This is a genomic window from Actinoplanes italicus (assembly GCF_003001815.1).
GTDB classification, from domain to species: domain Bacteria; phylum Actinomycetota; class Actinomycetes; order Mycobacteriales; family Micromonosporaceae; genus Actinoplanes; species Actinoplanes italicus.
In genome coordinates this window covers 388,588-409,020 of record NZ_PVMZ01000003.1, presented here as the reverse complement: position 1 = coordinate 409,020, position 20,433 = coordinate 388,588, and the positions used below count along the sequence as shown (strand labels likewise).

Genomic DNA, 20,433 nt, shown 5'->3' with positions numbered 1-20,433 from the left:
CCGGCCCGCCGGTGACGGGTTCGGGTCCGTACACACCGTGCGGATCCCGCTATGGCCGTACCTGGTGGCGCCACTGTGCTGCACGGCGGCGCTGCCAGGCGCCTGGGCGGGGCACCACTTCTTCGCCCGGGACGCCGGGTCCGCCGGCTGGACCGGCTTCTCCCTGGCCCTGACCGCAGTCGGGCTGACGCTGTTCGTGTTCGTCGCGTCGATGCCGCGCGGGCGGGTCATGAACTTCATGGCCACCGCGAACTCGGTGCTCGCGTTCCTGTGGCTCGTGCCGGCCACCCTGAACGGCCCGTGGTCGAAGGCGATGATCGGCACGTGGCTGCTGCTGACGCTGCTGATCTCGGTGGCGTGCGCGGTGTACCGGATCATGCGGCAGGCCCGCGGCGAGGATGACGGCAGCGGCCGGATCCTGAATGGCGAGTTCGCCGAGCTGGGCGACGCGGTGAAGCAGCTCAAGGGCGTTAAGTTCTCGCGGCCGAAGGTCGACGGGGCGAAGGTATCGGCGACGATCGAGATGCCTCCCGGCCGGACGTTCGCCGAGGTTGCCGCAGTGAAGTCCGAGCTGGCGTCACTGCTCGACGTCAAGGCAACCTCGATCCGCACCATCGATAACGCGGACTCTGAGCGCCGCGGAGTCGTCAGCGCGGTGCCCGTCGACCAGCTGCGCGATGCGATCCCCGACCCCGGCCCGTCGGCACCGGGCCGGTCCATCGCGGAGCCGATCGTGCTGGGCCGGGCCGAGGACGGCGGCGATGCCGAGGTGATCCTGCCCGGCGACCCGAAGGCCCACCGCAACGCGGTCGGCATGATGGGCGTCGTCGGCATGTCCGGCTCCGGCAAGACCGAACTGCTGCTGCGCCTGGGCAAGGAGGTCGCCACCCGCACCGACGTGGACCTGACCATCGCGGACGCCCGTAAGGCCGGGCAGCTTCCCGACTGGCTCAAGCGGGCGTCCAAGCGGGTGGCGGCCGGCGCCGACGAGGCTGAGGCGCTGCTCGACACCCTTGAAGCCCGGGTCGCCGAACGTGCCGGGCAGCTCGGCAAGCGGGGTTTCAAGCAGTGGGAGCAGGGGTGTGGCCTGCCGTTCGAGGTCTACATCATCTTCGAGGCCGCGAAGGTGGTCGCCGGAAACCCGGCGATCGTCGACCTGGCCGAGTCGGTCCGCTCGGTCGGCATGTGCCTGATCCTCGAAATGCAGCGGGCCACCTACGACCGGCTGCCGACGTCGGCGCGCAGCAACATCACCACGTGGGTCGTCCTCGGCGTCGAACGCGACGAGGATGCCGTCGCGGCCCTGTCGGAGGAGACGCTCCAGGCCGGAGCCGCACCGTGGAAGTGGAAGAACGCCCGGCCCGGCTACTTCTACCTGGAGTGGGCGGGCCGGGACCGCGAGCTGTGGTCGGCGCCGTGCCGGTCGTTCATCGAGAGCGACGAGCAGCGGGCCGCCGACGTCGCCGAGGTGCTCGGCTGGACGGACGCTCCCGTCGCGGACGTCCAGCCGGCACCGAAGCCGGAGGTGGAACCCGAGCCGGAGGAGATGCCGGGGCTGGATCCGGGCGACCCGCCGGACGACGTCGACCCGGCCGAGCCGATCCGGGTGCCGGACGACTTGCCCCGGATTCCGCTGGGGGAGGGCCGCAAGCTGCCGACCGCGGTCGCCATGGACCTGCTCCGCTCGCACATCTGCGACCTCGGCGACGCCGGCGCCGAGTACGTGAAGCCGTCCGAACTCGGGGATGTGCTGGCGCAGACAGGCCTGTCCGGGTCGTGGCTGTACCAGGCGCTCAAGGACCTGACTGCGGGCGACGAGCCGCTGCTGGCCAAGCCTCAGCGGGGCGTCTACCGGATCCTGATGCCTGCCCCGGTGTGACGACGAGTGATCAAGGCCGGGCTCATGCGCACGGTGCACACCGTGCGATCGGGTCCGGCCGGGTCCTGTGTAGGGGCCCTGTGAATGCGCCATATGAAAGACGGTGCGAACCGTGTGAACGATACGAAGTCACGGAGAGTGAATCATGGGAGTAGGGATCGCCTTCGGGTTCGGGGTGATCGTCGGCGCCCTCGCAGCCTTCGCCGGTGGCCGACGATACGAGGCCGCCGCGGCGGCGAGCATGGTCGCGGCCGGCTACGTCAGCATCGCGCGGGCTCGATGGCGGGCCGCCTTCCGGTCGGTCGCGCTGGCGGCGCTCGTCATCGCCGTGGGGGCAGCCGTGGTGATGGCCAGCAGGTGACCCCAGACGCAGAGAACCGCCCCACCCGGCCGCGATGGCCAGGTGGGGCGGTTCTGTGACGGGCGCAGGAAGGTCTACGGGTTCGTTCGGCGCACCGCGCTCGGGTCGTTGGGCTCACCGACGGTCGACGTGACGATCGACGTCAGCAGCGAGGCGATCGCTGCCAGGGCGCCGACGGAGGCGACGTCGCCCCAGTTGACGTCCAGCACGCCCATGCCGTCGCCGGTGAGCAGCGCGAGGGAGGCCTGCGCGAACGTCTTCACGGCGCGCTCGGCCGCCTGCTTCCAGAAGTTACCGGTCCACATCTTGTTGGCTCCTGTCGGACGAGTGTTCTAATGGCGGGATGGAGTGAACTCCCGGATCCGCAGCCGGACTAGGTGATCAGGCCCTCGGGCCATGCCGGCGGCGGAGGCGGGTTGCCGTCCGCGATGTGCCGCCGCAGCTGGCCGATGTAGTCACCCTGGATCCGCACGTGCCGCTCCAGTGCCGTGATCCGCGCACGGTCATCGGCCCGGCCGGCGCGCAGTTCCTTGATGTCCTCTTGGTGCTGGTCGATCATCTGGTGACCGGCGTCGGATTTCAGCTTCCGGTCCGAGCTGCGCCGAGTGAGCACGGCGGAAACGACGACCCCGATCAGCGTGAGCACAGCCCCCGCAACGCCGATCAGAGGGTCCATGGGCGCCACCTTCCCGAAGACCGGCGCGCTGCCGGAGGGATGCCGCCCGCGACCAGGAACACGAAGCCCGCGAATGCGAGCCAGATGACTGCGCTGACGTAGCCGAGCGGCACCTGGCCGGCGATCCAGCCGAACAGCGCGTTCAGCCCCCACGCCACCTTCAGTCCCACAGCGCACATGAAAGCCGGGGTGTCGTACGTCCGGAACGCGTACCAGAGGCAGATCGCGCCGACCGCGCCCCAGCAGAACGCCCATACGGTGAGCGGTGCGACTGCGTCCATCCAGGCGTTCAGCGGCGACATGGGGCGTGCGCTGGTCAGCAGGTTCAGGCAGTACACGAGGTCGAGCAGGGTGAAGAAGAGCAGCGCGGCACCGCGGCGGCCGATCCGCTGGGGAAGGGCGGCGCGCACCTGCTCGGTCACGACGCGAGACGCTCGGCGAGCTTCTGCGCTACCAGCTCGGCCAGGCCGTCAGGCAGAGACTCGGCGACCTGGGCGGCCACGGCCTCCTCGTCGAGCAGATCCTGACCGGCCAGTGCCGTCGCGGTCGCGGCCGGCAGGCTGAGCACCTGGGCGCGCAGCGACTCGATCGCCGCATCGTCTCCGGCGTTGTAAGCGGCGAGCGCGTCGAGGACAGCCTTGCGGGTGGCGGCCTGGCGGGCGTCCTCCCAGGCGAACAGGGTCCGCACGGTTCGCCTGGTTCCGTCCGCCATGACGATGTCGCGGCTGAGCAGCTCGTCGACGATTTCCTTGGCAGTGGCCATGTCGTCCTCCTCGACGCCCCAGGGGCGCGTGTCGCTCTCGGCTCGGGTCTCGTAGCGCCCTGAGAAGTGCGCGTGGTTGGTGTGAGGGTCGGAGCCGCCGTAATCGCGCGGCTCGAAGTCGTTGTCCTTGTCGTAGATCTTCCGATCGAAGATCACGTAGTTGAGGCGGCACATGTCGTCCGGGTCGAGCCACTTCGCCCGCTCGCCCGCGATAACGGCCATCACGAGGGACCGGAAGGACCGGCCCGCCGGCCATGGCCCGGTCGAGTCGATGTCGAGGGCGTGGACCTCGTTCTTCGAGTCAGCGTCGTGGTCGCGTAGAACGCGGGAGTCCTCGTCCGGGGTGTGGTCGGAGGACGAGGTGTGGCTGCTGTCGCCGATCGCGCCGTCAGCGCCCTTGTCGCGGCCCGGTGCGATGGCGTTGAACTCAGTGCGCAGCTGGACGAGGGAGGGAATGAGCACCCATGCGGCCATCGGTCCTCCTACGGCGTCGGCGGGATCTGGGCGAGCATGTCCGCAGGCCAGGGGCCGGGGGTGTATGCGGCGGCCAGGCGGGTCTGCCACTCGGCGTCCAGCACGATGCCCTTGTCGTGCAGCGCCTTCGTGACCATGCCGATGAGGGCGAGCAGGCTGAGGTTCTGCACGTACAGCTCGCGGGCGACGCCGTAGATGTTGACCCCTATCTGCTGCGTCGCCGAGGTCTGCGCGGCGAGCAGGAAGGGCACGTATTCCGGGGTGGTGAGCACCTTGCCTCCTAGAACGGGACGACGTTGATGCGGCGAGTCGCGAAGGTTCCGGTGCCGCCGCTGACGCGGTACGCCATGGTGAAGACGTTGGAGCCGGGGGTGAGGTTCTCTTCCAGGTAGGTGATGCCGTGGAAGAGCTGCCCGGTCAGGTCGTAAGAGGACGCCCAGTTGTCGGACGCTGCGATCGACGACGCTCCGGAGATCGCCACGCTGGTCCACACGTTCGTGCCGCCCACCGAGGTGCTCTGGCGGCAATGGAACGCGATCAGCGCCTTCGGGCCCGTCGTCACCGTGACCGCCGGCCCCGCCGTGCCCGCGCCGCCGGACAGTGTTGAGGTGTACGACACGGACGTCGTGGTCTCGCCGCCGTTCTGGCCGGCCGCGTCCGGGGTGCGCTGGGCGATGACGTTGGTGCCGCTGACCGCGAAGATGGAGCCCGCGACGCTGGCGAGTGCCGGGGCCGTCATCAGGAGGTTGTCGCGGACGCTGGCGTTCCACTGTGCCGCGGTGAGCGAAGCATTCGCGACCGCAGTTAACGGCGTGGACCATGCCATGGGGTCAGGCTCCGATCTCGCGGCGCCCGGCCGCGACCAGCTGCTGGTGGAGGATGCCGCCGACTGCCCGGCCGTCGAGGGTGGCGAGCAGGACCGGCCGCTCCCCGGCCAGCCCGGCGAGCGCCAGGATTTCGGGGGTGAGGCAGCCGTGGGCGGCGTTCTCGGCGAGTAGGTCCTCAAGGGTTTCGCCGGGCAGCCAGTTCCGGGTTCGCCCGACCGGCCGCATCTCCAGGATCGCCTCGATGGCCTGCGGGTCGGCGGGCCAGATCACGGGGGCGTCGATGCCGCAGCCGCCGAGCCCGGTGCACACGAAGAGGTTCTGGCCAGGATCGAGGGCGAGCGCATTGGTGCACAGCGGCCGTGGGCAGCGAGCCACCCACCGGCCCCAGTTCGCCTCGGCATAGGCCACGCCCGCCAGCGCGAGATCGGACATGCAGCGGCCTGCCTCTCGGGTCTACGGTGCGGGGATGAGTGATGCTGTGCAGGCGTTCGAACGGTGGCAGGCGCGGTGGACGCCGGAAGCCATGTCGGCCCGGGCGGCGGAGGAGCGAGCGGAGCGGGGGCAGGTACGCGAGGCGTCGCCCTTGGCGGAGCTGACCCTCGACGCCTTATGGGAGAAGCTCGGCTTTAGCCGCGAATACGCCGAGCACCTCGTCCAGCCCTACTGCTCCTGCGAATGCGGGCACGACGGCTGGCAGTACTGCCAGCACGCCAATGACCTCGGTTGGCCGGACCGGGAGTGGATCCGCTAGTAGCTGAAGACGCCCTGGTCGAAGCCCTGGCCTGCGGTGTCGAAGCGGAACATGGTGGCCGGGTTGTCGAGACCGTCGCCGACGAACCGGCCGTCGTCGAAGCCCCGGCCTGCCACGTCGAACGTGAACGGCGTGCTGACGACTGCTGGGATCTTCTCCAGGCCGAACGTGGTCACGTGCTCCAGGCCGCCGCTGCCGACGGTGTGCGAGATCTGCTCGATGAAGCAATCGCTATCCAGGCCGGTCAATGACTCGGTCAGGTGGATCCGGTCGGACAGGTTCCGGCCCAGGCACTCGGCGAGCCGGGCCGCCCCGCCTGCTCCGCGCATCGTCACGGTGATTGTCGGGAGCCGCTCGGAACGGCGCCCGACAATCAGCTGCAGGATCGCCAGGGTGTCGTACGGGTTCGCCCAGGTCGGCAGACGGCCGCCGTCGAGCGACTTACGGCCGTACTGGGCAATTGACGACGGCTCCTCCACGGTCACGGTCACCGTCGTCGACGTGATCGCCTGCGCACGCAAGCTCAGATCCTGGACGATCGCGCCGGCGGCCGAGGTGAGGGTGATAACGGTGGACTGCCCGGACGTCCGGGAGATGCCGATGGAAACCGTGCCGGACACCAGCGTGTAGTCGGTGCCCGCTACCGGGTTGAGAGCGCCGGTGAACGGCTGCCCGGCCTGCGCGGTCACCGTGACCGGGGTGCCGGCCGGGATGGTGATCAGGCCCTGCGAGGACCACACCTGCGACGGGCTGACCGCCACGGTGCGGACCTGCACGTCGGCGGAGACCGCGTTGACGATCTCCTTCCAGCCGTGGTTGTAGCTGACCGGGTCGGAGATGCACGGCTCGGTCCCGGACGACCGCCACGTTGATTGGACGTTCAGCGACTGGGTGCGGGTGAGACGGTGGTGCCGGTCCCGGAAGACGATCCGGCCCTGCCCGTCGACCGTGACCAGGGCGGCCGGGCCCTCCGAGTCGGCGAGCTGCATCAGGGCGTCGAACGCGTCGGTGTCGTCGAGCCACCAGAACGGCAGCACGGACACGCCGGCGTCCAGGTCGCGGGCGTCGGCGGGCCAGCCGATCGCGTCGAGCAGGTAGCCGATCGCCTCGCCGGTCTTGATCGCCTGGTACAGCGGGGTGGTCACCTGCACGCCACGCATCCGGCCTAGCGCGTCCATGCAGGTGGCGGGGACGGCCCGGTCGTTGATGCCCGGCTTGATCTCGAAGTCGTCGAGGTAGCCGGTGTACAGGACGGTCGTGGTGGCGCCGGATGTCGCCTGGAACTTCACCGGCCGCCCGGGCGTGACGAACCCGGCGACCGGCGAAGACGTGTTCTCCGGCGAGTAGTCGCGGCTGCGGTTGTCCAGCATGAACCCGGCCTCGCCGGGCGAGGTGGGGCTGAACTGGCGGGCCTGGTCGCGGCCGTACCGGAAGGTGAGCGGCTGGCGCTGGTCGAGGGTGCGGGCGGTGACGTCGTCGACGGCGGTGTCGGCGAACCCGTTGGCGAGCCAGTCGATCAGCAGGCGGTAGGCGGCAGGCATCAGATCCGCCCCCTGCGCTTCAGGTTGTCGACCGCCCCGGACAGCCAGTTGTCGACCTCGGCCGGGCTGCCGATGACACCGTGGTTCTCCAGCACGATCGTCACCGAGGTCCCGCCGCCGGCGCCTCCGCCGTGCATCGGGGTGACCCGCTCCGGCTGCCAGTTCTCACCGAACGAGTAGGTGTTGCCGGACGCGCCGACGCCGAAGACGGGCTCCTGGATGACACCGCCGTCCTTCATGGCGATGTGGATGTGGTTGCGGTGCGCCTCCATCAGGGACGCGTTGAAGCTGCCCTTGTTGACGCCGCGGGTGTACGCGTAGTCCCGGTTCCGGGTGCGGTGGATCAGCTCCAACGGCCGCTTGGCCGCGAGGAACGAGGCCAACGCGTCCTGGTTGTAGCCCATCCAGTCGACGGCGCGCCCGCTCCCGTGCCACAGCGGGTCGCCGGGCCGGTAGCTGTTGCCGAACTCGCCGGACAACGGGCCCGTGGCCTTGATCAGTGCGACGATGTTGCGCCACACCCCGGAGTCGCCACGCTGCGCGCCCGGACCGGACGGCCACGACCCGAAGTCCGGGGTGACCGCCTTTGCCACTTCGGCACGCGACGGGATCCGCGTCATCGCCGACGTGGCCGGGAACGGCCACGTCGCGACCCGGCCGCCGCTGGCGTAACCGGGCGCCTGACCGGTCGCGTTCATCTCGTCGAGCAGCCCCGGGTGCGCCGCCTCGATCTTCTGCCGCGACGCCTTCTTGATCACGAACTCGTCGGCGTGAACGACGCCGGCCGGGTCCCACTTGCTACCGGGTCCGGTCCAGCCGCCCTCGGCATACCAGCGGCCGTCCTCGCCCTTGATCGGCCCGTGGAAGCCCTTCGGGATGGTCCCCTTCTTCAGGGCCTGCTGGTAGACGCTGAGCCTCTGGAGCTGCGCCTCCGTGACTGCGACACCGGACGATGACACCTTGGTGTTGACCTTGTCGGGGATCTCCTCGTAGGAGCCGACAAGTCTGTCGATCTCCTTCTTCGTGAACCCGGCCTGCCGCATGGTCTTCTTCAAGTTCTCGACGTCGCGCGCGTACTTGCCGTTGGCGACATCGAGGGTCTCACCCTCGTCAATGCGGGCCTGCCGGAGGTCTTCGATGGCCTCCAGCTGGTCGAGGACCGCGGTACGGTTCTTGCGGCCTTCCTCGCTGTTCAGCGACAGGGTGCGCGCACCCGTCTTCAGCTCCGCGGTGAGGGTGACCGTCGATTCCTTCAGCTTCAGGACCGCCCGGTCGGCGGACATCTGCTGGTTGAACAGCTCCTCGAACTGCTTGTTCAGCGCCTCGGTTTGGTCCTTGGCCTGCTCGGCGGCGACAACGTAGTCGTCGAGGGAGTCCGCCGTCTTGACGGTCTGCTTGCCAGCCACCTCGACCGCGGCCGCGTACTGGGGGAACTGCTTCTTGAAGTCCTCCATTGACACGCCGTTGACCGCGAGGGTCTGCGCCAGCCGGTCGAAGGCGGCCTTGGCCTCCGAGGCCTTGCCGCCGGAGACGAGCTGGGCGAGTGCCTGGTCGACGGAAGTGACGCGTTCCTTGGTCCGGGCCAGCGACGTGTTCGTGCCGTCAAGGCCCGGGATGATGGACTCGAGGCCGCCCTGCAGCCCGCGCGCCCATGCGTCCTTCGTGGTGTCACGCGCCATGATCTGGAACGTGCCCTGCAGATCCTTGAGGTCGTCGCCGAGCACCCGGGACGTCTCGCCAGCGAGTTTGCCGGTGCCGGAGTAGTCCGCCAGCCCCTTCGCCAGCGCCTCGATCTGTGGGTTCAGGTCGGACTGGAAGGCCGAGATGCCCGCCTGCGCTATTTCGAACGCCACGAACGCCGCCGTCGCACGGCCCGCCCACTTCGTCGTCGCTTCCAGGCCGCGTGCCGCACGCTCCCCGCCGGGACCTGTGCCACGAAGCTCCTCGAGGGCGTCCGCGTTCGCACGGCGCATCTTCACCCAGCCGGCAGCACCGAGCGCCAGCACGCCGCCGAGGGCGGCCAGGATCGTCATGCCGCCGGACACCACCGGTGGCAGCTGCCCGATCTCGTCCACCAGCGCCTCAGCGGACTTCGCGATCACCCGCAGGCCGGAGTTCGCGCCGCCACCCGCCTCGATCGCCAGCGTCTCCAGCGACCCCTTGAGCCGTTCGAGGTCGCCGGCAAGGTTGTCGGTGAGCTTCGCCGCGGTCTCGCTGGCGAATCCGGCGTCGTTGACCTTGCCGATCCAGGAGTCGATGCCGGCGCCGCCCTGCTCGTACAGGATGCTCGCGCCACGGACCGCGTCGGCGCCGAAGATCTGCGCCATGGCGTTCGCCCGGACCTCCGGGGTCAGCTTGGACATCTTGTCCTTGAGCTGCTGCGCCAGCGCGGACAGGCCGACGAACTGGCCCTGCGCGTCGTAGGCGCTGATGCCGAGCTCTTCCATCAGGTCTTTGGTCTTGCCGGACGGCGCCTGGAGCATCAGCAGCATCTGCTTGAAGCTGGTGCCCGCGTCGGAACCGGTCAGGCCCGCTGACGCGAACGCCGCCAGGCCGCCGGTGGTCTCCTCGATGGTCAGGCCGGTCTGCGCGGCCACGAGGCCGGCCTGGTTGAGGGCCTCGCCCATGTCGTGGACGGTGCCCTGAGCCTTGCCCGCGGCGGCCGCGAGCAGGTCGGCGATGTGCGGGATGTCCGCGCCCTTGAGCTTGAACTGCGTCATCGCCGACGCCGCGGTCTCCGCTGCCTCGGCAACGTCCAGCTGACCGGCGGCTGCGAGGTCCAGGGCGCCGTCGAGGCCGCCGCCGAGGATGTCGGAGGTCGCCACACCGGCCTTGGCCAGTTCGGTGGTTGCCTGCGCCGCCTTCGTGGCGCTGTACTGCGTGTCGCGGCCCGCATCGAGGGTCGCCTGGCGCAGCTGCTCCATCTCCGCCGCGCTGGCGCGGGTGGCCGCACCGACGGCGGACATCGCCTTCTCGTAGTCCATGGACAGCTTGACCGTGGCGCCCGCCATGCCGAGCAGGGCAACGCCCGCAACGGCAGCCCCGTCGGCAACGGCATCGAGCTGGCCGCCCTTGGCGGCCTTGTCCATCTCGCCACGGAAGTCGGCGGTGGCCCGGCCTGCCTCACGCATCTTGCGCTGGTAGTCAGAGACCTCGGCGGTGAGCCGGACACCTACGGTGCGCAGCGCCATCAGGTCACCTCCGGTCCTTGGTGGTCGTCGTCCAGAGGTAGGAGCCCGCGTACGGCTTGGTCGTCTTTCCGCCGTCGGTAAGCGCGTTCCACTGCTCGATGCGCGCGTAGGTGGCCCGGCACACCTTGTAGGAGGCGGTGAACTCCGGGCCCTGCTCTTCGTGCGAGGTGCACACCCGCTGGGGCCGCCCGCACTTCGGGCACAGGCCCTCGCGGTACAGCGCCAGAGCGATCAGTTCGGCCCGGTCCAACTCGGTGTACCGGGGCTCCCGGACGGTGACCGACCGATAGAGCCGGCCGCGGCGGTCGTAGTAGTGCCGGGTCTCCTCGGCAGGTTCGCGGCCTTCGAGCTGCGACGGCGGAATGCCAAGGCGTTCGGCGACTTCTACTCGTCTGCGGTAGCCCGCCTCATCCTCGAAGCGGCGAGCGAGAAAGGGATGTTGATGTCACCGCGGTTCAGCAGCCAGGCGGCCATGTGCAAGTCCTGGTACTGGCTGCTGGAGATGACTCCGAACAGCTTCTCCCAGTCGTCCTCATCCATCTCGGGGCTGACGGTGCACACGCGAATCATGTCCTCGTAGAACGTCGACGTGTCGAGCAGGATGCTCTTGTCGGCCTCTATGATCTCGCCGTCGTCGCCGCGCCGAGGCGGATGCCGCTCCAAAAGCTCACGCCAGGTCGGACGGTCGTCGCGCGGGTTCTTCTTCTGCGGCAACGCGCGGAGAACGAACGTCTCGGTCGACTCGCGCATCTCTGCCTCGAGGGCTTCGATCCGTTCAGCGATGGCCGCGGCACCGTTGCCCGCGAGGCTGTTGCCAGGGTTGCGCTGCGCCTGCTCCAGCTCGCGTTCAGCCTCTTCATGCTCGGCGACCAGGTCGCCGTTGAGGCAGAGCTGGACGGTTCGCTCCGGCAGCCGGGCCTTGGCGATCTTGTCCTTGATGCTGCTCATGCGTCACGGCCCAGGTACTCCAGCGCGCCAGGCAGTAGGTGAGCATCGTGCGGACTCGGATCGCCACACTGACCCGCGCAGGGCGAAGTCAACTCAGTGGCCGGATCAAGTTGCTTGATGGCCTCGATGGTCGCCGCCGGAAGGCGCAGGTTCAGCTTGTCGGCGCCAAGCGTCAGATAGACCCTTGGCGGAAGCCCACCGCCTTCGAATTGCACCTGCACTCCGCCATCAACGATCGCGGAGGCCAGGTCAACGCCGTCGACCTCGACGTGCCAGGTGTTCTTGTCGTCCTTGAAAATCTCGACCTTGCTCATGGTTCTCCTACCCGATACCCGATGAAGCGCCCGGCCGGCGTCGGGTGGCACCGGCCGGGCACGAAAAAGCCACCTCGATCGAGGTGGCAAAAGGGGAAGTTGACCAGGTCAGGCGACGGCGGCGCGCAGCGACGGCCCGGTGCCACCGGAACCGGCGGTGATCTTGATGCCGATCTCGTACCGCTCGACGGTGTTCGGCTCGAAGTCGACGCGGGCGACCTCGGCACACTTCGCCGGGTACACCTCGACACCCTGAGCCGACGCCCACGCGGTGGCCTGCGCGATCGACCGGCGCACCACCAGGAACCCGGCCGTGTCCTTCAGCAGCGTGGTGAAGATCGTGTCCGTGCCGGACTGCTTCTTGAGCCGCAGCTTCGTGCCCGAGAACGACACCCGGCCGTTGTCGGTCGCGTTGAACGTCGACGCCAGCGACGACACATCCACGTCGGCCGTCTCCGGCTGCAGGCCCATCAGACCGTCGGCGGTGATCGTCGCCGTCAGGTCGATACCCGCGTTCAGCTCGGTGGTCGTCGGGGCGTTCTGGTTGGCGATGGTCGTGACCCAGTAGACCCGAATCTTGCCATCGCCGGTGATGTCCGGCATCGACTACTCCTTCTTGTCGGCCGCGGCCGTGCCGGGCTTCGTGGTCTTGATCGGCTCGGCCGCCGGGACCGGCGCGCCGGGAACATCGGGGACGCCGGGCGTCCAGCCGCGACCGGCCCACGCGTCGAGCTGCGCGGCCTCCCACGACATGCGGACCGCACCAAGCGCCGGGTCCTCGTTGCGGACCCACACGAAGTCGTGCCGGTCCGGCTCGTCGGCCTCGGTCCAACCGTTGACTTGAATCAGGTGGTCACGCAGCTCGGCGCCCTCGACGGGGGCACGCACGCCCTCCGGGTCGGCGAGCCAGTACCTGGGCTTCTGAGCCACGTCACACCCTCTTCAGTTCGTAGGTGACACCGGTGAGTGCGCCGGAGAACGTCACGGTCGCGAGTCCGGTCGCCGGGCTGATGGCGGAGAGCGGGATCAACGTCTCCCGCACGCCGGTCGCCGGGGCGGCCAGCGTCGGAGGCGTGCCCGGGTTGGAGGAAGCTGTCGCGCCGGGGTCGAGTACGACCACGTTGGTTGCCGTGCCGGTCGTGATGACCCGAAGCAGCACGCCTGCCGGGCCGAAGCTCGACGCGGCGATGGTGTCCGACGCCGTTGGGGTAATCGGTGCGGGCGTACTGAGCGCGCCCGCGCTGATGGTTTGTGAAGCCTGGAGCGCCACGGGACGCACCCCCTTGTGGAGTAATTCGGTTATGGATTCCGCCGAACAGCGGACGGTGATCTGGTGTGCGCGGGCCGTACCCTCACGGCCATGGATCGGGATGAGCAGATGGTCAGCGAGTTCATCGCCGGCCGTGAGGTGCCGGAGATCGCCGCGCGCTACGGGGTGGCCGAGGCCTACGTGGACCGGGTGATCGAGCAGGCCAGCCTCAAGCCGGCGCGCCGCAGCCGGGACTGGAGCCTCAACCCGCTCGGCAACCGGCTGCTCTACTCCGTCTTGATCGCGCTGGTCGTCAACCTGGCGACAGACACCTGGTTCGGCTGGGTCGTTGGCGCTGCGCTGCTCATGCTGACCAGCGCGATCGTCACTGCAGGCCGGAACCGCTAGGCCGGCAGCGACCGCCAGCCGTAGACGTGCACCTCGTCGAACACCGGGGCCCCGGGGATCTCCTCGTTGCGGCGCACCGGCTGTCCCTCACGCCAGCGCACCGGGAAGCAGATCCGGCCAGCCACGGTAGGCACCACGTCGAGGACCGCCCCTCGGGTGCGCGATGCCGTGGCACGCGCCGACTGGGCGGTGATGCCGACGTTGTGCACGTACATCGAGATGTCGAGGGCCGTGGACGCCAGCGTGAGGCTGAGGGCGTCCGGGGCGAGCAGCCCGTCAGGGGTCTCGAACATCGGGTAGACGAGCACGTACTGGGCGGGCGGGGTGCCACCGACCTGGCTGTCGAACGTCGTCAGGCCGGTGCCGGAGATCAGGGCCAGGAATGCGGCCGCGTGGTCTTCGAGGATGTTGCTCACCGGTCACCCTCCGCCAGCCGGACCGCCAGGTCTTCCATCGCGCGCGCGAACTTCGGCTCCTCCGCGCGGGCGGCCGGGGCCATGAACGGCTGCGGCGCCGACCAAACGGTGCCGTACTCGTTCTCGATGAAGCCGGCCAGGTTGCCGCCGCGGCGCTGCTGCTCGGGCCCTACCTCGCCCCATGCGCCGGTCGGTGTCGGATGGCTGTCGTAGGTGATGCTGCCGGGCAGCGACGGCACGTGCTCGATCGACTGGGCGCGCTGCCGTGCGTCGTTCTTAATGTTGAGCAGGCCCTTCGCGACGACCTTGCGCGTCTCCTCGGGCGACTTCGCGGCGGCATTCGCCAGGTCCTCGCCGAGGATGCGAAGCTCCCGGTCCTCGAACTCGACGCCCATCAGGACCCCGTGACCTCGAGGCACTGCACGCGGCGTGCGGTCTTGTGCGTGGCGTGCGCCAGGTCGTGGATCCGGAAGACGCGGCCGGGCAGGTCCGGGTCGTTCTCCGACGCGGTGATTGTGATCCGGTCGCCGACCTCAAGGCCGGTCACCGACATGGGTAGCTGCACCTCGAGGCGGAGCATCAGCAGCCGATCCTCGCCCGCATCCTCACGCTGGGCCTGGGCGGTTGCCTGCTGGACGCGGCACTTCCCGGTGTACAGCGTGGTGGCCGGCTCGGTGACCTCGCCGGTGGTGGTGTCCGTGACCCGGTCGCCGATCCGGATGATCGTGCACGCGTCTTCCATGCCCTCTTCGGCCTTGGCGCGGCCGCGGGCGAGGACGCTGGCGCGGGACATCAGGCCGCCAGGGGTGCCAGGCTGAACGTCCAGGTCGTAATCGTGATCGTGTCGCCCGTGTTCACGGTTTTGCTGGCCGTGAGCTGGGTGGAGAAGTAGAAGGTGCCTGCCGAACTGGCCGAGTGGCAGGAGGCGTCGGTGACAACCTCGCCGTTCGTGCCGGCCCATGACGTCCAGGACGGCTGCGTCGATAGCGACATCGACCCGGCCGAGGCGGCACCGAAGCCCATCGCCTGCCGGGTGGTCGTCGACGACACCGCGGTGGTGCCGGACGCGCCCGGGTCACCGGTGTGCAGCTGCGCGAACAGGGTGGCCGGGGCAGTGAAGGTGACGCCATTGCCGCCGCCGCGCATGCTGTTGAGCCAGGCGTTGGCCAGGTTGACGGTAGACAGTCCGCGGGCCATCTCACGCCTCCTTCATCAGGTGGTTCAGCAGGTCGGCACCGCGGAGCTCCTCGGCCCCGGCGGTGACCGTGTTGCAGCTGCCGTCGGGGCAGCCCGCCGCGCGGCAGCAGTCCATGTGCCGGTCGGAGGTGCCGGTGTCGAGCAGGTCGGAGAGGAGGCGGTCGGCCTCGTCGGCGGGGGCGGCTTCGAGGACGAGGCGGACCGCTTCGGGGGTCGGCCGCGGGAAGGCGTCCGGGTCGCCGCCGGCGAGGACGTGGCGGGGGTGGTCGTCGACGCCTCCGCACAGGTCGCAGACGCGCAGTGCGCGGCCGCCGCCGATGTTCTTGGCCATGGCTCTCCCTACGGTCGGAGCGTGATGCCCGCGTACGGGCGGGCGGTGGTTCCGGCGTTCGGCCGGTAGGTGATCTTTCCGCCCGCTGTGGCGCTGGCGGTCAGGGTGGCCAGGGCGGGCAGGGCGGCTAGGGCTTGCCGGGCGGGCATGGCCCCGGCGGTCAGCGTGGCCGTTGCGGCGAGCGAAGCGGCAGCGACCGCTGTCCTCTGGGAGGCGGCGGCCAGGGCGGCTGTGACGGCAAGTGCCGCACCGGCAGGCTGGAGCCTCGTCGCCCCGGCAGCCAAGGTTGCTGTGGCCGCCAGCGCTGCTGCGGCTGTTTGCGGGGCCGTGCCCGTATCTGCCCCGGCGGTCAGGGTCACGGTTGCGGCGATGCCAGCGCTGGTGGGCTTGGTTGCAGCGGTCGTCGCTGCGAGCGTGACCGTGACGGGCAGGGCGGCTGTCGGCTGCGCTGTCCGACCGGCTCCGGTGGCCAGGGTGGCGGTCGCCGCGAGAGCGGCTTGCGCAGGTCGCATCCCTGTCGCGCCGGCAGTGACGGTGGCGGTTGCTGCCGTTGCGGCTCCGGCGACCGCCACACGGTTCGCGCCGGCCGCGAGGGTGGCGGTGACGGCGAGGGCGGCCGCGCCGGTGACGGGCGTGCTTGCCGCGGCAACATCGAAGACGGCGGAGATCGTCTCGCGCTGGCCGTTGCCCCACGCGCCGGTATAGGAGATCGAGACGGTCGGCGACCAGGTGGAGGCCGTCACGTTGATCTGGTGCCCGACGGTGAAGTAGCTGCCGTCGGTGCCGGACGCGGCGACGAACGCGTCGGCGTCCTCGACCAGGGAGCCGGGCCAGGTCGCGGACGCGCCGGTTTCGCTGCCGATCGCGACCCGGCCGATCGCGGCGATCGTCACCTGCGCAGCGCCGGACAGCCCGGTCAGGCCGACAAGGGTGTCGTTGCTGCCGGTCGTGGAGTCCACGCCGGTGACGGTCGACCCGGTCGGGAACTCGTAGATCACGTAGTTGACGGGGTAGTTGGACCCGTTGTGCGTGACCGTGATCGACGAATCGCCCGCGCTGGTCTTGGTGAACAGGCTGCACTCGCCGGTCGCGACCGGGCCGGCCTGCTTCGTCCAGCCCGATGCCGTGTTGGTGACCGCGCCGTGGATGAAGACCACGAGCAGGCTGCCGGACGTCGAGGTGAACCCGAAGTTGATCGTGTGGCTGGTGGTGCCGTTACGCGCCGCTGTACCGGCCGCCTTGTTGAGCCAGGGCGGCTCGGTGGTGACCGCCACGTCAGCCCCTCGCGGCGATCAGCTTCACCGACCCGGGCGGGCGCCCGTACTGCCGCCGCAGGGCTCGGGCGAGCGGCCCGTCGGGGTCGAGGGCAGCTTCGATGGTGGCGGCCATCTCCGCGTACCGGACGCTGTAGTCGTCGATCTGTTCGCTCACGATCGCGCCCGAGCCGGCAGCGGTGTTGTAGCCGGTCTTCGCCAGGTCGAACACGACGCTGCGGGCGAGCTGCAGCCGCTGGTGCCCGACCGGATAGCCGTGGGTGTAGACGACGGTGACCGTGGACGGGGCGTTCCAGTACGGCAAGGTCGCCGACCGCCAGCCCATCGACCGCCACAGCCGGCCCCGCTGTAACTGCGCCTGATAGTCGGTGACCACGGTGGCACCGACCGTGGCGGAGGTGACATCCGTGACCGGCCGCTCGGGTAGCGGCAGGTAGAGACTGTTGTCGCAGACGTCCAGGTCGATAACGGCCTCGTCGTCGACGACCTCGATAATGCGCTGCCCGGCCGCGGACTGAACAACACCGGTAGCGATCTCAATAGCCAGGGTCGCTGTTGCGGTGTCGACGTCCTGCTGCATCAGGGAGGCAAGCTCCTCGGCTGTGACGAGCATGTCGGCCACGGTGCTCGCCTCCCTTCTGCTGTCTCAGCGCTTGGCGACGCCCGCGGCCGTGTTGGCTGCGGTCACCTGCGCCTTGCGGGCGGTCTCGGCGGCGGCGTCGTCGGTCTCCGGCGTCGGCGCGCCGGAGGTGACACCGGCGATGGTGTAGTTCTCGTTCGGGGTCGGGTCGACCTCGACGCCACGGAAACCGCGCGCCTGGTCCTCGTCGACCTTGGCCTGAACCTCGGCGGTAGACCTGTCGGCGTTGACCGCGTCGTCCTTGGCCTTCTGGCCCGCTTCGGAGGTTTCCGGGTGGTTCCGGTTCGTGCTGACGCCCATGACGGGCCTCCTTCTAGGCGTAGCGGGCGGAGACGGTCACGCAGACCAGCCCGCCCGGGTCGGCGATGCCGGTGCCGACCGCGGTGGACTGCCACTGCAGGATGTCGCCGGCGGCGACGGTGAGGTTGGCGGGCGTGCCGGACAGGGTGACGGTGTTCTCGTCGCTGGCGGCCGCGTTGACGCCGGAGTTGTACTGGATGGTGGCGACCACCGTGTTGCCCGCGCCGGACTGGCCTTTGTTGACCAGGGAGACGGAGCGGGTGTTGGTGTTCGCCCCGGTGATCGCGGCGATCGGGGCGTAGGTCACCGAGGCGACCGTGCCGTCCGAGTCGACGCGGAACAGGTTGGCGTTACGGCTGTTGCCGGCGGTCGCCTCGGGCTGGACCGGGTTCTGCAGGACCTTGCCGAATGGTGCGGTCATGGGTCAGGTCTCCGATCAGGACGCGTTGTTGAGGCGGGCGACCGGGTAGCGGTTGCCTTCGGTCGGCTGGTCGTAGTTCAGGAGGTTGGCGACCTGCCACCCGACGCGGAAGGTGAGACGCAGGGCGGTCATGTCCTGCTGGGCCAGGTTGTAGATGATCTGGCCGGTGTTGTCCTGGATGACGGCCTCGGTGAGGACCTTCATCGTGATGTCCTGGCGGACACCGGCGACGAAGTTGCTCCAGTCGCCGGCGAACGCCAGCGGGGTGCCGACGCCGGTGGGCCACAGGCCGCGCATCGGGTAGACGATGGGGGCGCCGTCGATCTCGGTCAGCGCGCCGTTGACGCGGCCGACGTCGGTCTTCTGGCCGGTGGTGTCGCGGGCGGCACGGAGCCGGGCGCGCGCGGTGCGAGCCGCGACGACGCCGGTCATGTCGAAACCGTCGGCCTCGATCGTGGCGATCGTGGCGTCGAAGTCGCCCATGAATCCGCCCTGTGCGGCGGTGGCGGTGCCGACAGTGACGGCATTGCCCGCGGCTGCCGCAGCAGCGGCAATGTTGGTCGGCCACGTGCCGGGGGCGTTGGTGCCGAAGAACACCGCCGAGTCGAAGCAGCGGTAGAACGCCTCGACGAGGTACGGCATCATCTCGTCCCAGATGTCCAGCTCGACGTCGGCGACGACGTTGTCCGGCACCGGGACGATCGCGGCGATCTCCTCGATGTTGAGGTACTTGTTCGCCCAGTTGACCTCGGTCGTCTGCTTCAGACCGGTGTCGCCGTTGACGAAGTACGCGACCGGCAGCGCGGACAGGACCGGGAACCGGACCTGGCTGCGGCCGACCGGCACCTTCCGGAACAGGCGCAGGGTCGCCGAGTCCTCGGTGGCCCGGCGAATCATGTCCCGAGAAACTTCCTCGGGGATCAGCGCGCCAGCATCGGTGCGGCTGACGAGGTTGTTGTACGCCACGTGAACCTCCTGGTTCGGATGTGGAGCAGCGGTCCCCGCGGCGTGCCGGGTGCTGCGTTCAGCTCAGGCCGGCGGCGCGCCGGATGAGTGAGTTCATGTCGGTGGGTGATGCGGCCGGGGTGCGGGCGCCACCGTCGAAGTCGGCCGGCTTGCCACCGCCGAGCCGCTTGATGCGGGCCTCGATGGCTTTCAGGTCCGGCTCGCCCTCGTCGGTGACGAACTTGGTGAGGTCGACGTCCTCGAGGTAGGCGTCGAGGGCCTGCCTGTCGATCTGGCCTGCGGCCGCGGCTCGGAACTCTGCCCTGACCAGTCGAGGCGCTGCAGCGCGGGCAGCTTCGGCAAGGCCTGCCGCTTTTGCCTCAGCTACGGCACGTTCCTGATCGCTCATGGCGGCCTTGCGAAGGTTGGCCAGCTCGCGCTCGGCGACCTTGCGTGCCCGGCGTTCTTCGGTGAGCGCGCGCCGGCCTGCGTCGCCGAGGTCGTCGGCAGGTTCGGCGGCAGGGGCGGTGCTGTCCTGGTCGGCGCCCGTCGCGGTGTCGTCGTCCAGCGTGGTGTCGTCAGCCATCGCGGCTGTACTCCTTGCAGATCGCCCGCCCTCGCGGCGGGGACGTCAGAAGATGTAGCGATGCAGCCGTAGGAGCCGGATCGCATCGTCGCGGTCGCGGGCTTCGCGGAGGATCTGCTCGGGCATCAGCCGGCGGCGCTGGCGGCCTGCGGCCTCACGCGTGTACTGGCGGCCGTCGGCGGTGTACATGCCGCGCCGGGCGTTGACCACCTGGGCCAGGTCCGCCCCGGCCCTGGCCGCCGCCGCCCCGTCCTTGCCGAGCAGGTCGTCCTGCTCGGTGCGGGAGAGGCTGCGGAAGTAGGCGTCCGGGTCGGTGCTGACGTCTCCGGGCACGTCTTCGGCGTAGGGCACGTGCCGGCAGTCGCACCTCGGATGCCGACGGAAGCCTGCATTCCACTGGTACCGGCGCCCGGCGAGGATCAGGCAGCGCGAGCACGTCTTCCCGACGATCATCCGCACGTAGCCGGTCACCTGAGGACGGGCCGCGATAGCCGTACCTACCGCCACGCGGCCGGCGTCGGCGACCTGCGTTCGGGCGATCAGGTCGAGCGTGAACCGGCCCGTCGCGAGCGCACTGGCCGGGGTGGCGCCGTTCTTGATCTGCCCCAGCGAGGTCAACGCCGGTTGCAGCAGCAGCGAGGCCAGGGGCCTGCCGTCGCTCGCGATACCGGCGAACGCTCCCGGCAAGATGCGCCCGGCGGCTTCCGCAGCAACGCCAGACGCGGCGAGCACGTCATCGACGTACAGCCCTGCTGACGCGGCCGCGGTCGCCTGCGAGGTGCCGAGAATCGTCAGCGCCTGAGGCAGCAGGCCACCCCAGGATGCGGCAATCCGGTCCCGGTCGACGTGCCGCCACAGCTTGCCCAGCTCGACTGCGGTCCGGCGTGCGAGTGCCACCTGCCGTTCGGCGTGCCCGGCGGCGATCTCCTCGACCGCCACGA

Annotated in this window: 31 protein-coding genes; 4 read left to right on the top strand and 27 right to left on the bottom strand. The window is 69.8% G+C overall.

Annotation, left to right across the window (positions count from 1 at the left end; genetic code table 11):
- Positions 1 to 37: 37 nt before the first annotated feature.
- Positions 38 to 1,879 (top strand): hypothetical protein, encoded by a 1,842-nt coding sequence (locus tag CLV67_RS09795; protein WP_146169042.1) that lies wholly within the window; start codon positions 38 to 40, stop codon positions 1,877 to 1,879.
- A gap of 145 nt (positions 1,880 to 2,024) precedes the next feature.
- Positions 2,025 to 2,240 (top strand): hypothetical protein, encoded by a 216-nt coding sequence (locus CLV67_RS09790; protein ID WP_106316855.1) that lies wholly within the window; start codon positions 2,025 to 2,027, stop codon positions 2,238 to 2,240.
- A gap of 74 nt (positions 2,241 to 2,314) precedes the next feature.
- Here the strand turns inward: CLV67_RS09790 and CLV67_RS09785 are convergent, their stop codons facing one another.
- The 7 genes from CLV67_RS09785 to CLV67_RS09755 all read right to left on the bottom strand — a co-directional run bounded on the left by CLV67_RS09785 (position 2,315) and on the right by CLV67_RS09755 (position 5,412).
- Positions 2,315 to 2,545, bottom strand: coding sequence for a holin (locus tag CLV67_RS09785; protein ID WP_106316854.1), 231 nt, complete (start codon positions 2,543 to 2,545; stop codon positions 2,315 to 2,317).
- A 68-nt stretch (positions 2,546 to 2,613) separates the two neighbouring features.
- Positions 2,614 to 2,916 carry a hypothetical protein gene (locus tag CLV67_RS09780; RefSeq protein ID WP_106316853.1) on the bottom strand — a complete coding sequence of 101 codons (303 nt, stop codon included), beginning with the start codon at positions 2,914 to 2,916 and terminating at the stop codon, positions 2,614 to 2,616.
- Positions 2,904 to 3,338: a hypothetical protein gene (locus CLV67_RS09775; RefSeq protein WP_106316852.1), complete on the bottom strand. Its 435-nt coding sequence runs from the start codon at positions 3,336 to 3,338 to the stop codon at positions 2,904 to 2,906. Before CLV67_RS09775 ends, CLV67_RS09780 begins: the two co-directional genes overlap by 13 nt.
- Positions 3,335 to 4,153, bottom strand: coding sequence for a hypothetical protein (locus CLV67_RS09770; RefSeq protein WP_106316851.1), 819 nt, complete (start codon positions 4,151 to 4,153; stop codon positions 3,335 to 3,337). Before CLV67_RS09770 ends, CLV67_RS09775 begins: the two co-directional genes overlap by 4 nt.
- Before the next feature lie 8 nt (positions 4,154 to 4,161).
- Entirely contained in the window at positions 4,162 to 4,425 is a 264-nt protein-coding gene (locus CLV67_RS09765; protein WP_106316850.1) for a hypothetical protein, read from the bottom strand.
- 8 nt (positions 4,426 to 4,433) lie between these two features.
- Positions 4,434 to 4,979, bottom strand: a complete 546-nt coding sequence (locus CLV67_RS09760) for a hypothetical protein (protein WP_146169041.1) — start codon at positions 4,977 to 4,979, stop codon at positions 4,434 to 4,436.
- 4 nt (positions 4,980 to 4,983) lie between these two features.
- Complete coding sequence (locus tag CLV67_RS09755) at positions 4,984 to 5,412, bottom strand: hypothetical protein (RefSeq protein WP_106316848.1); 429 nt, start codon at positions 5,410 to 5,412, stop codon at positions 4,984 to 4,986.
- Positions 5,413 to 5,446: 34 nt separating this feature from the next.
- Here CLV67_RS09755 and CLV67_RS09750 point away from each other — a divergent pair, with 34 nt between their 5' ends.
- Entirely contained in the window at positions 5,447 to 5,731 is a 285-nt protein-coding gene (locus CLV67_RS09750; protein ID WP_146169040.1) for a hypothetical protein, read from the top strand.
- On the opposite strand, the gene CLV67_RS09745 is transcribed toward CLV67_RS09750, so the two are convergent.
- From CLV67_RS09745 to CLV67_RS09710, 8 genes are all read right to left on the bottom strand, one after another.
- Entirely contained in the window at positions 5,728 to 7,272 is a 1,545-nt protein-coding gene (locus tag CLV67_RS09745) for a hypothetical protein (RefSeq protein ID WP_106316846.1), read from the bottom strand. The two genes, CLV67_RS09750 and CLV67_RS09745, sit on opposite strands and share 4 nt — an antisense overlap.
- On the bottom strand, positions 7,272 to 10,463 hold the full coding sequence (locus tag CLV67_RS09740) for a phage tail tape measure protein (RefSeq protein ID WP_106316845.1): 3,192 nt from the start codon (positions 10,461 to 10,463) through the stop codon (positions 7,272 to 7,274). Before CLV67_RS09740 ends, CLV67_RS09745 begins: the two co-directional genes overlap by 1 nt.
- A 4-nt stretch (positions 10,464 to 10,467) precedes the next feature.
- Complete coding sequence (locus tag CLV67_RS09735; protein WP_106316844.1) at positions 10,468 to 10,713, bottom strand: hypothetical protein; 246 nt, start codon at positions 10,711 to 10,713, stop codon at positions 10,468 to 10,470.
- 134 nt (positions 10,714 to 10,847) lie between these two features.
- Positions 10,848 to 11,411, bottom strand: coding sequence for a hypothetical protein (locus CLV67_RS09730; RefSeq protein WP_106316843.1), 564 nt, complete (start codon positions 11,409 to 11,411; stop codon positions 10,848 to 10,850).
- A complete protein-coding gene (locus tag CLV67_RS09725; RefSeq protein ID WP_106316842.1) occupies positions 11,408 to 11,725 on the bottom strand; it encodes a hypothetical protein in 318 nt (105 codons plus the stop codon). The genes CLV67_RS09730 and CLV67_RS09725 overlap by 4 nt, the downstream gene beginning before the upstream one ends.
- Before the next feature lie 108 nt (positions 11,726 to 11,833).
- A complete protein-coding gene (locus tag CLV67_RS09720) occupies positions 11,834 to 12,328 on the bottom strand; it encodes a phage tail tube protein (protein WP_106316841.1) in 495 nt (164 codons plus the stop codon).
- Between the two features lie 3 nt (positions 12,329 to 12,331).
- On the bottom strand, positions 12,332 to 12,655 hold the full coding sequence (locus tag CLV67_RS09715) for a hypothetical protein (protein ID WP_106316840.1): 324 nt from the start codon (positions 12,653 to 12,655) through the stop codon (positions 12,332 to 12,334).
- A 1-nt stretch (position 12,656) separates the two neighbouring features.
- Positions 12,657 to 12,995: a hypothetical protein gene (locus tag CLV67_RS09710; RefSeq protein WP_146169039.1), complete on the bottom strand. Its 339-nt coding sequence runs from the start codon at positions 12,993 to 12,995 to the stop codon at positions 12,657 to 12,659.
- Positions 12,996 to 13,085: 90 nt separating this feature from the next.
- Between CLV67_RS09710 and CLV67_RS09705 the strand changes: the two genes are divergently transcribed.
- Positions 13,086 to 13,382: a hypothetical protein gene (locus tag CLV67_RS09705; RefSeq protein WP_106316838.1), complete on the top strand. Its 297-nt coding sequence runs from the start codon at positions 13,086 to 13,088 to the stop codon at positions 13,380 to 13,382.
- Here the strand turns inward: CLV67_RS09705 and CLV67_RS09700 are convergent.
- Genes CLV67_RS09700 through CLV67_RS09645 form a run of 12 tightly spaced genes read right to left on the bottom strand, consistent with a single transcriptional unit; the run spans position 13,379 to position 20,431 of the window.
- Entirely contained in the window at positions 13,379 to 13,798 is a 420-nt protein-coding gene (locus tag CLV67_RS09700) for a hypothetical protein (protein WP_106316837.1), read from the bottom strand. The genes CLV67_RS09705 and CLV67_RS09700 overlap by 4 nt on opposite strands.
- Positions 13,795 to 14,193: a hypothetical protein gene (locus tag CLV67_RS09695; RefSeq protein WP_106316836.1), complete on the bottom strand. Its 399-nt coding sequence runs from the start codon at positions 14,191 to 14,193 to the stop codon at positions 13,795 to 13,797. Before CLV67_RS09695 ends, CLV67_RS09700 begins: the two co-directional genes overlap by 4 nt.
- Positions 14,193 to 14,591: a DUF6093 family protein gene (locus CLV67_RS09690; protein WP_106316835.1), complete on the bottom strand. Its 399-nt coding sequence runs from the start codon at positions 14,589 to 14,591 to the stop codon at positions 14,193 to 14,195. The genes CLV67_RS09695 and CLV67_RS09690 overlap by 1 nt, the downstream gene beginning before the upstream one ends.
- On the bottom strand, positions 14,591 to 14,995 hold the full coding sequence (locus tag CLV67_RS09685) for a phage tail fiber protein (protein WP_106316834.1): 405 nt from the start codon (positions 14,993 to 14,995) through the stop codon (positions 14,591 to 14,593). The genes CLV67_RS09690 and CLV67_RS09685 overlap by 1 nt, the downstream gene beginning before the upstream one ends.
- A 1-nt stretch (position 14,996) precedes the next feature.
- Positions 14,997 to 15,326, bottom strand: a complete 330-nt coding sequence (locus tag CLV67_RS09680; protein WP_106316833.1) for a hypothetical protein — start codon at positions 15,324 to 15,326, stop codon at positions 14,997 to 14,999.
- Between the two features lie 8 nt (positions 15,327 to 15,334).
- A complete protein-coding gene (locus CLV67_RS09675) occupies positions 15,335 to 16,600 on the bottom strand; it encodes a hypothetical protein (RefSeq protein WP_106316832.1) in 1,266 nt (421 codons plus the stop codon).
- Between the two features lies 1 nt (position 16,601).
- Entirely contained in the window at positions 16,602 to 17,213 is a 612-nt protein-coding gene (locus CLV67_RS09670) for a hypothetical protein (protein WP_146169038.1), read from the bottom strand.
- Between the two features lie 33 nt (positions 17,214 to 17,246).
- Positions 17,247 to 17,540, bottom strand: a complete 294-nt coding sequence (locus tag CLV67_RS09665) for a hypothetical protein (protein ID WP_106316830.1) — start codon at positions 17,538 to 17,540, stop codon at positions 17,247 to 17,249.
- A 13-nt stretch (positions 17,541 to 17,553) separates the two neighbouring features.
- The gene (locus CLV67_RS09660) at positions 17,554 to 17,961 is read right to left on the bottom strand and encodes a hypothetical protein (protein ID WP_106316829.1); all 408 of its coding nucleotides are present in this window, start codon (positions 17,959 to 17,961) and stop codon (positions 17,554 to 17,556) included.
- A 15-nt stretch (positions 17,962 to 17,976) separates the two neighbouring features.
- Positions 17,977 to 18,927 (bottom strand): phage major capsid protein, encoded by a 951-nt coding sequence (locus CLV67_RS09655; protein WP_106316828.1) that lies wholly within the window; start codon positions 18,925 to 18,927, stop codon positions 17,977 to 17,979.
- Between the two features lie 58 nt (positions 18,928 to 18,985).
- Positions 18,986 to 19,492: a hypothetical protein gene (locus CLV67_RS09650; RefSeq protein WP_106316827.1), complete on the bottom strand. Its 507-nt coding sequence runs from the start codon at positions 19,490 to 19,492 to the stop codon at positions 18,986 to 18,988.
- 45 nt (positions 19,493 to 19,537) lie between these two features.
- Positions 19,538 to 20,431, bottom strand: a complete 894-nt coding sequence (locus CLV67_RS09645; protein WP_106316826.1) for a VG15 protein — start codon at positions 20,429 to 20,431, stop codon at positions 19,538 to 19,540.
- Positions 20,432 to 20,433 lie beyond the last annotated feature (2 nt).

Excerpts from the sequence above, each read along its gene's own strand:
- CLV67_RS09790 (WP_106316855.1), top strand. The coding sequence starts at position 2,025 with ATGGGAGTAGGGATCGCCTTCGGGTTCGGGGTGATCGTCGGCGCCCTC.
- CLV67_RS09785 (WP_106316854.1), bottom strand. The coding sequence starts at position 2,545 with ATGTGGACCGGTAACTTCTGGAAGCAGGCGGCCGAGCGCGCCGTGAAG.
- CLV67_RS09780 (WP_106316853.1), bottom strand. The coding sequence starts at position 2,916 with ATGGACCCTCTGATCGGCGTTGCGGGGGCTGTGCTCACGCTGATCGGG.
- CLV67_RS09770 (WP_106316851.1), bottom strand. The coding sequence starts at position 4,153 with ATGGCCGCATGGGTGCTCATTCCCTCCCTCGTCCAGCTGCGCACTGAG.
- CLV67_RS09760 (WP_146169041.1), bottom strand. The coding sequence starts at position 4,979 with ATGGCATGGTCCACGCCGTTAACTGCGGTCGCGAATGCTTCGCTCACC.
- CLV67_RS09755 (WP_106316848.1), bottom strand. The coding sequence starts at position 5,412 with ATGTCCGATCTCGCGCTGGCGGGCGTGGCCTATGCCGAGGCGAACTGG.
- CLV67_RS09750 (WP_146169040.1), top strand. The coding sequence starts at position 5,447 with ATGAGTGATGCTGTGCAGGCGTTCGAACGGTGGCAGGCGCGGTGGACG.
- CLV67_RS09745 (WP_106316846.1), bottom strand. The coding sequence starts at position 7,272 with ATGCCTGCCGCCTACCGCCTGCTGATCGACTGGCTCGCCAACGGGTTC.
- CLV67_RS09740 (WP_106316845.1), bottom strand. The coding sequence starts at position 10,463 with ATGGCGCTGCGCACCGTAGGTGTCCGGCTCACCGCCGAGGTCTCTGAC.
- CLV67_RS09730 (WP_106316843.1), bottom strand. The coding sequence starts at position 11,411 with ATGAGCAGCATCAAGGACAAGATCGCCAAGGCCCGGCTGCCGGAGCGA.
- CLV67_RS09725 (WP_106316842.1), bottom strand. The coding sequence starts at position 11,725 with ATGAGCAAGGTCGAGATTTTCAAGGACGACAAGAACACCTGGCACGTC.
- CLV67_RS09720 (WP_106316841.1), bottom strand. The coding sequence starts at position 12,328 with ATGCCGGACATCACCGGCGATGGCAAGATTCGGGTCTACTGGGTCACG.
- CLV67_RS09705 (WP_106316838.1), top strand. The coding sequence starts at position 13,086 with ATGGATCGGGATGAGCAGATGGTCAGCGAGTTCATCGCCGGCCGTGAG.
- CLV67_RS09695 (WP_106316836.1), bottom strand. The coding sequence starts at position 14,193 with ATGGGCGTCGAGTTCGAGGACCGGGAGCTTCGCATCCTCGGCGAGGAC.
- CLV67_RS09690 (WP_106316835.1), bottom strand. The coding sequence starts at position 14,591 with ATGTCCCGCGCCAGCGTCCTCGCCCGCGGCCGCGCCAAGGCCGAAGAG.
- CLV67_RS09685 (WP_106316834.1), bottom strand. The coding sequence starts at position 14,995 with ATGGCCCGCGGACTGTCTACCGTCAACCTGGCCAACGCCTGGCTCAAC.
- CLV67_RS09680 (WP_106316833.1), bottom strand. The coding sequence starts at position 15,326 with ATGGCCAAGAACATCGGCGGCGGCCGCGCACTGCGCGTCTGCGACCTG.
- CLV67_RS09670 (WP_146169038.1), bottom strand. The coding sequence starts at position 17,213 with ATGCTCGTCACAGCCGAGGAGCTTGCCTCCCTGATGCAGCAGGACGTC.
- CLV67_RS09665 (WP_106316830.1), bottom strand. The coding sequence starts at position 17,540 with ATGGGCGTCAGCACGAACCGGAACCACCCGGAAACCTCCGAAGCGGGC.
- CLV67_RS09660 (WP_106316829.1), bottom strand. The coding sequence starts at position 17,961 with ATGACCGCACCATTCGGCAAGGTCCTGCAGAACCCGGTCCAGCCCGAG.
- CLV67_RS09650 (WP_106316827.1), bottom strand. The coding sequence starts at position 19,492 with ATGGCTGACGACACCACGCTGGACGACGACACCGCGACGGGCGCCGAC.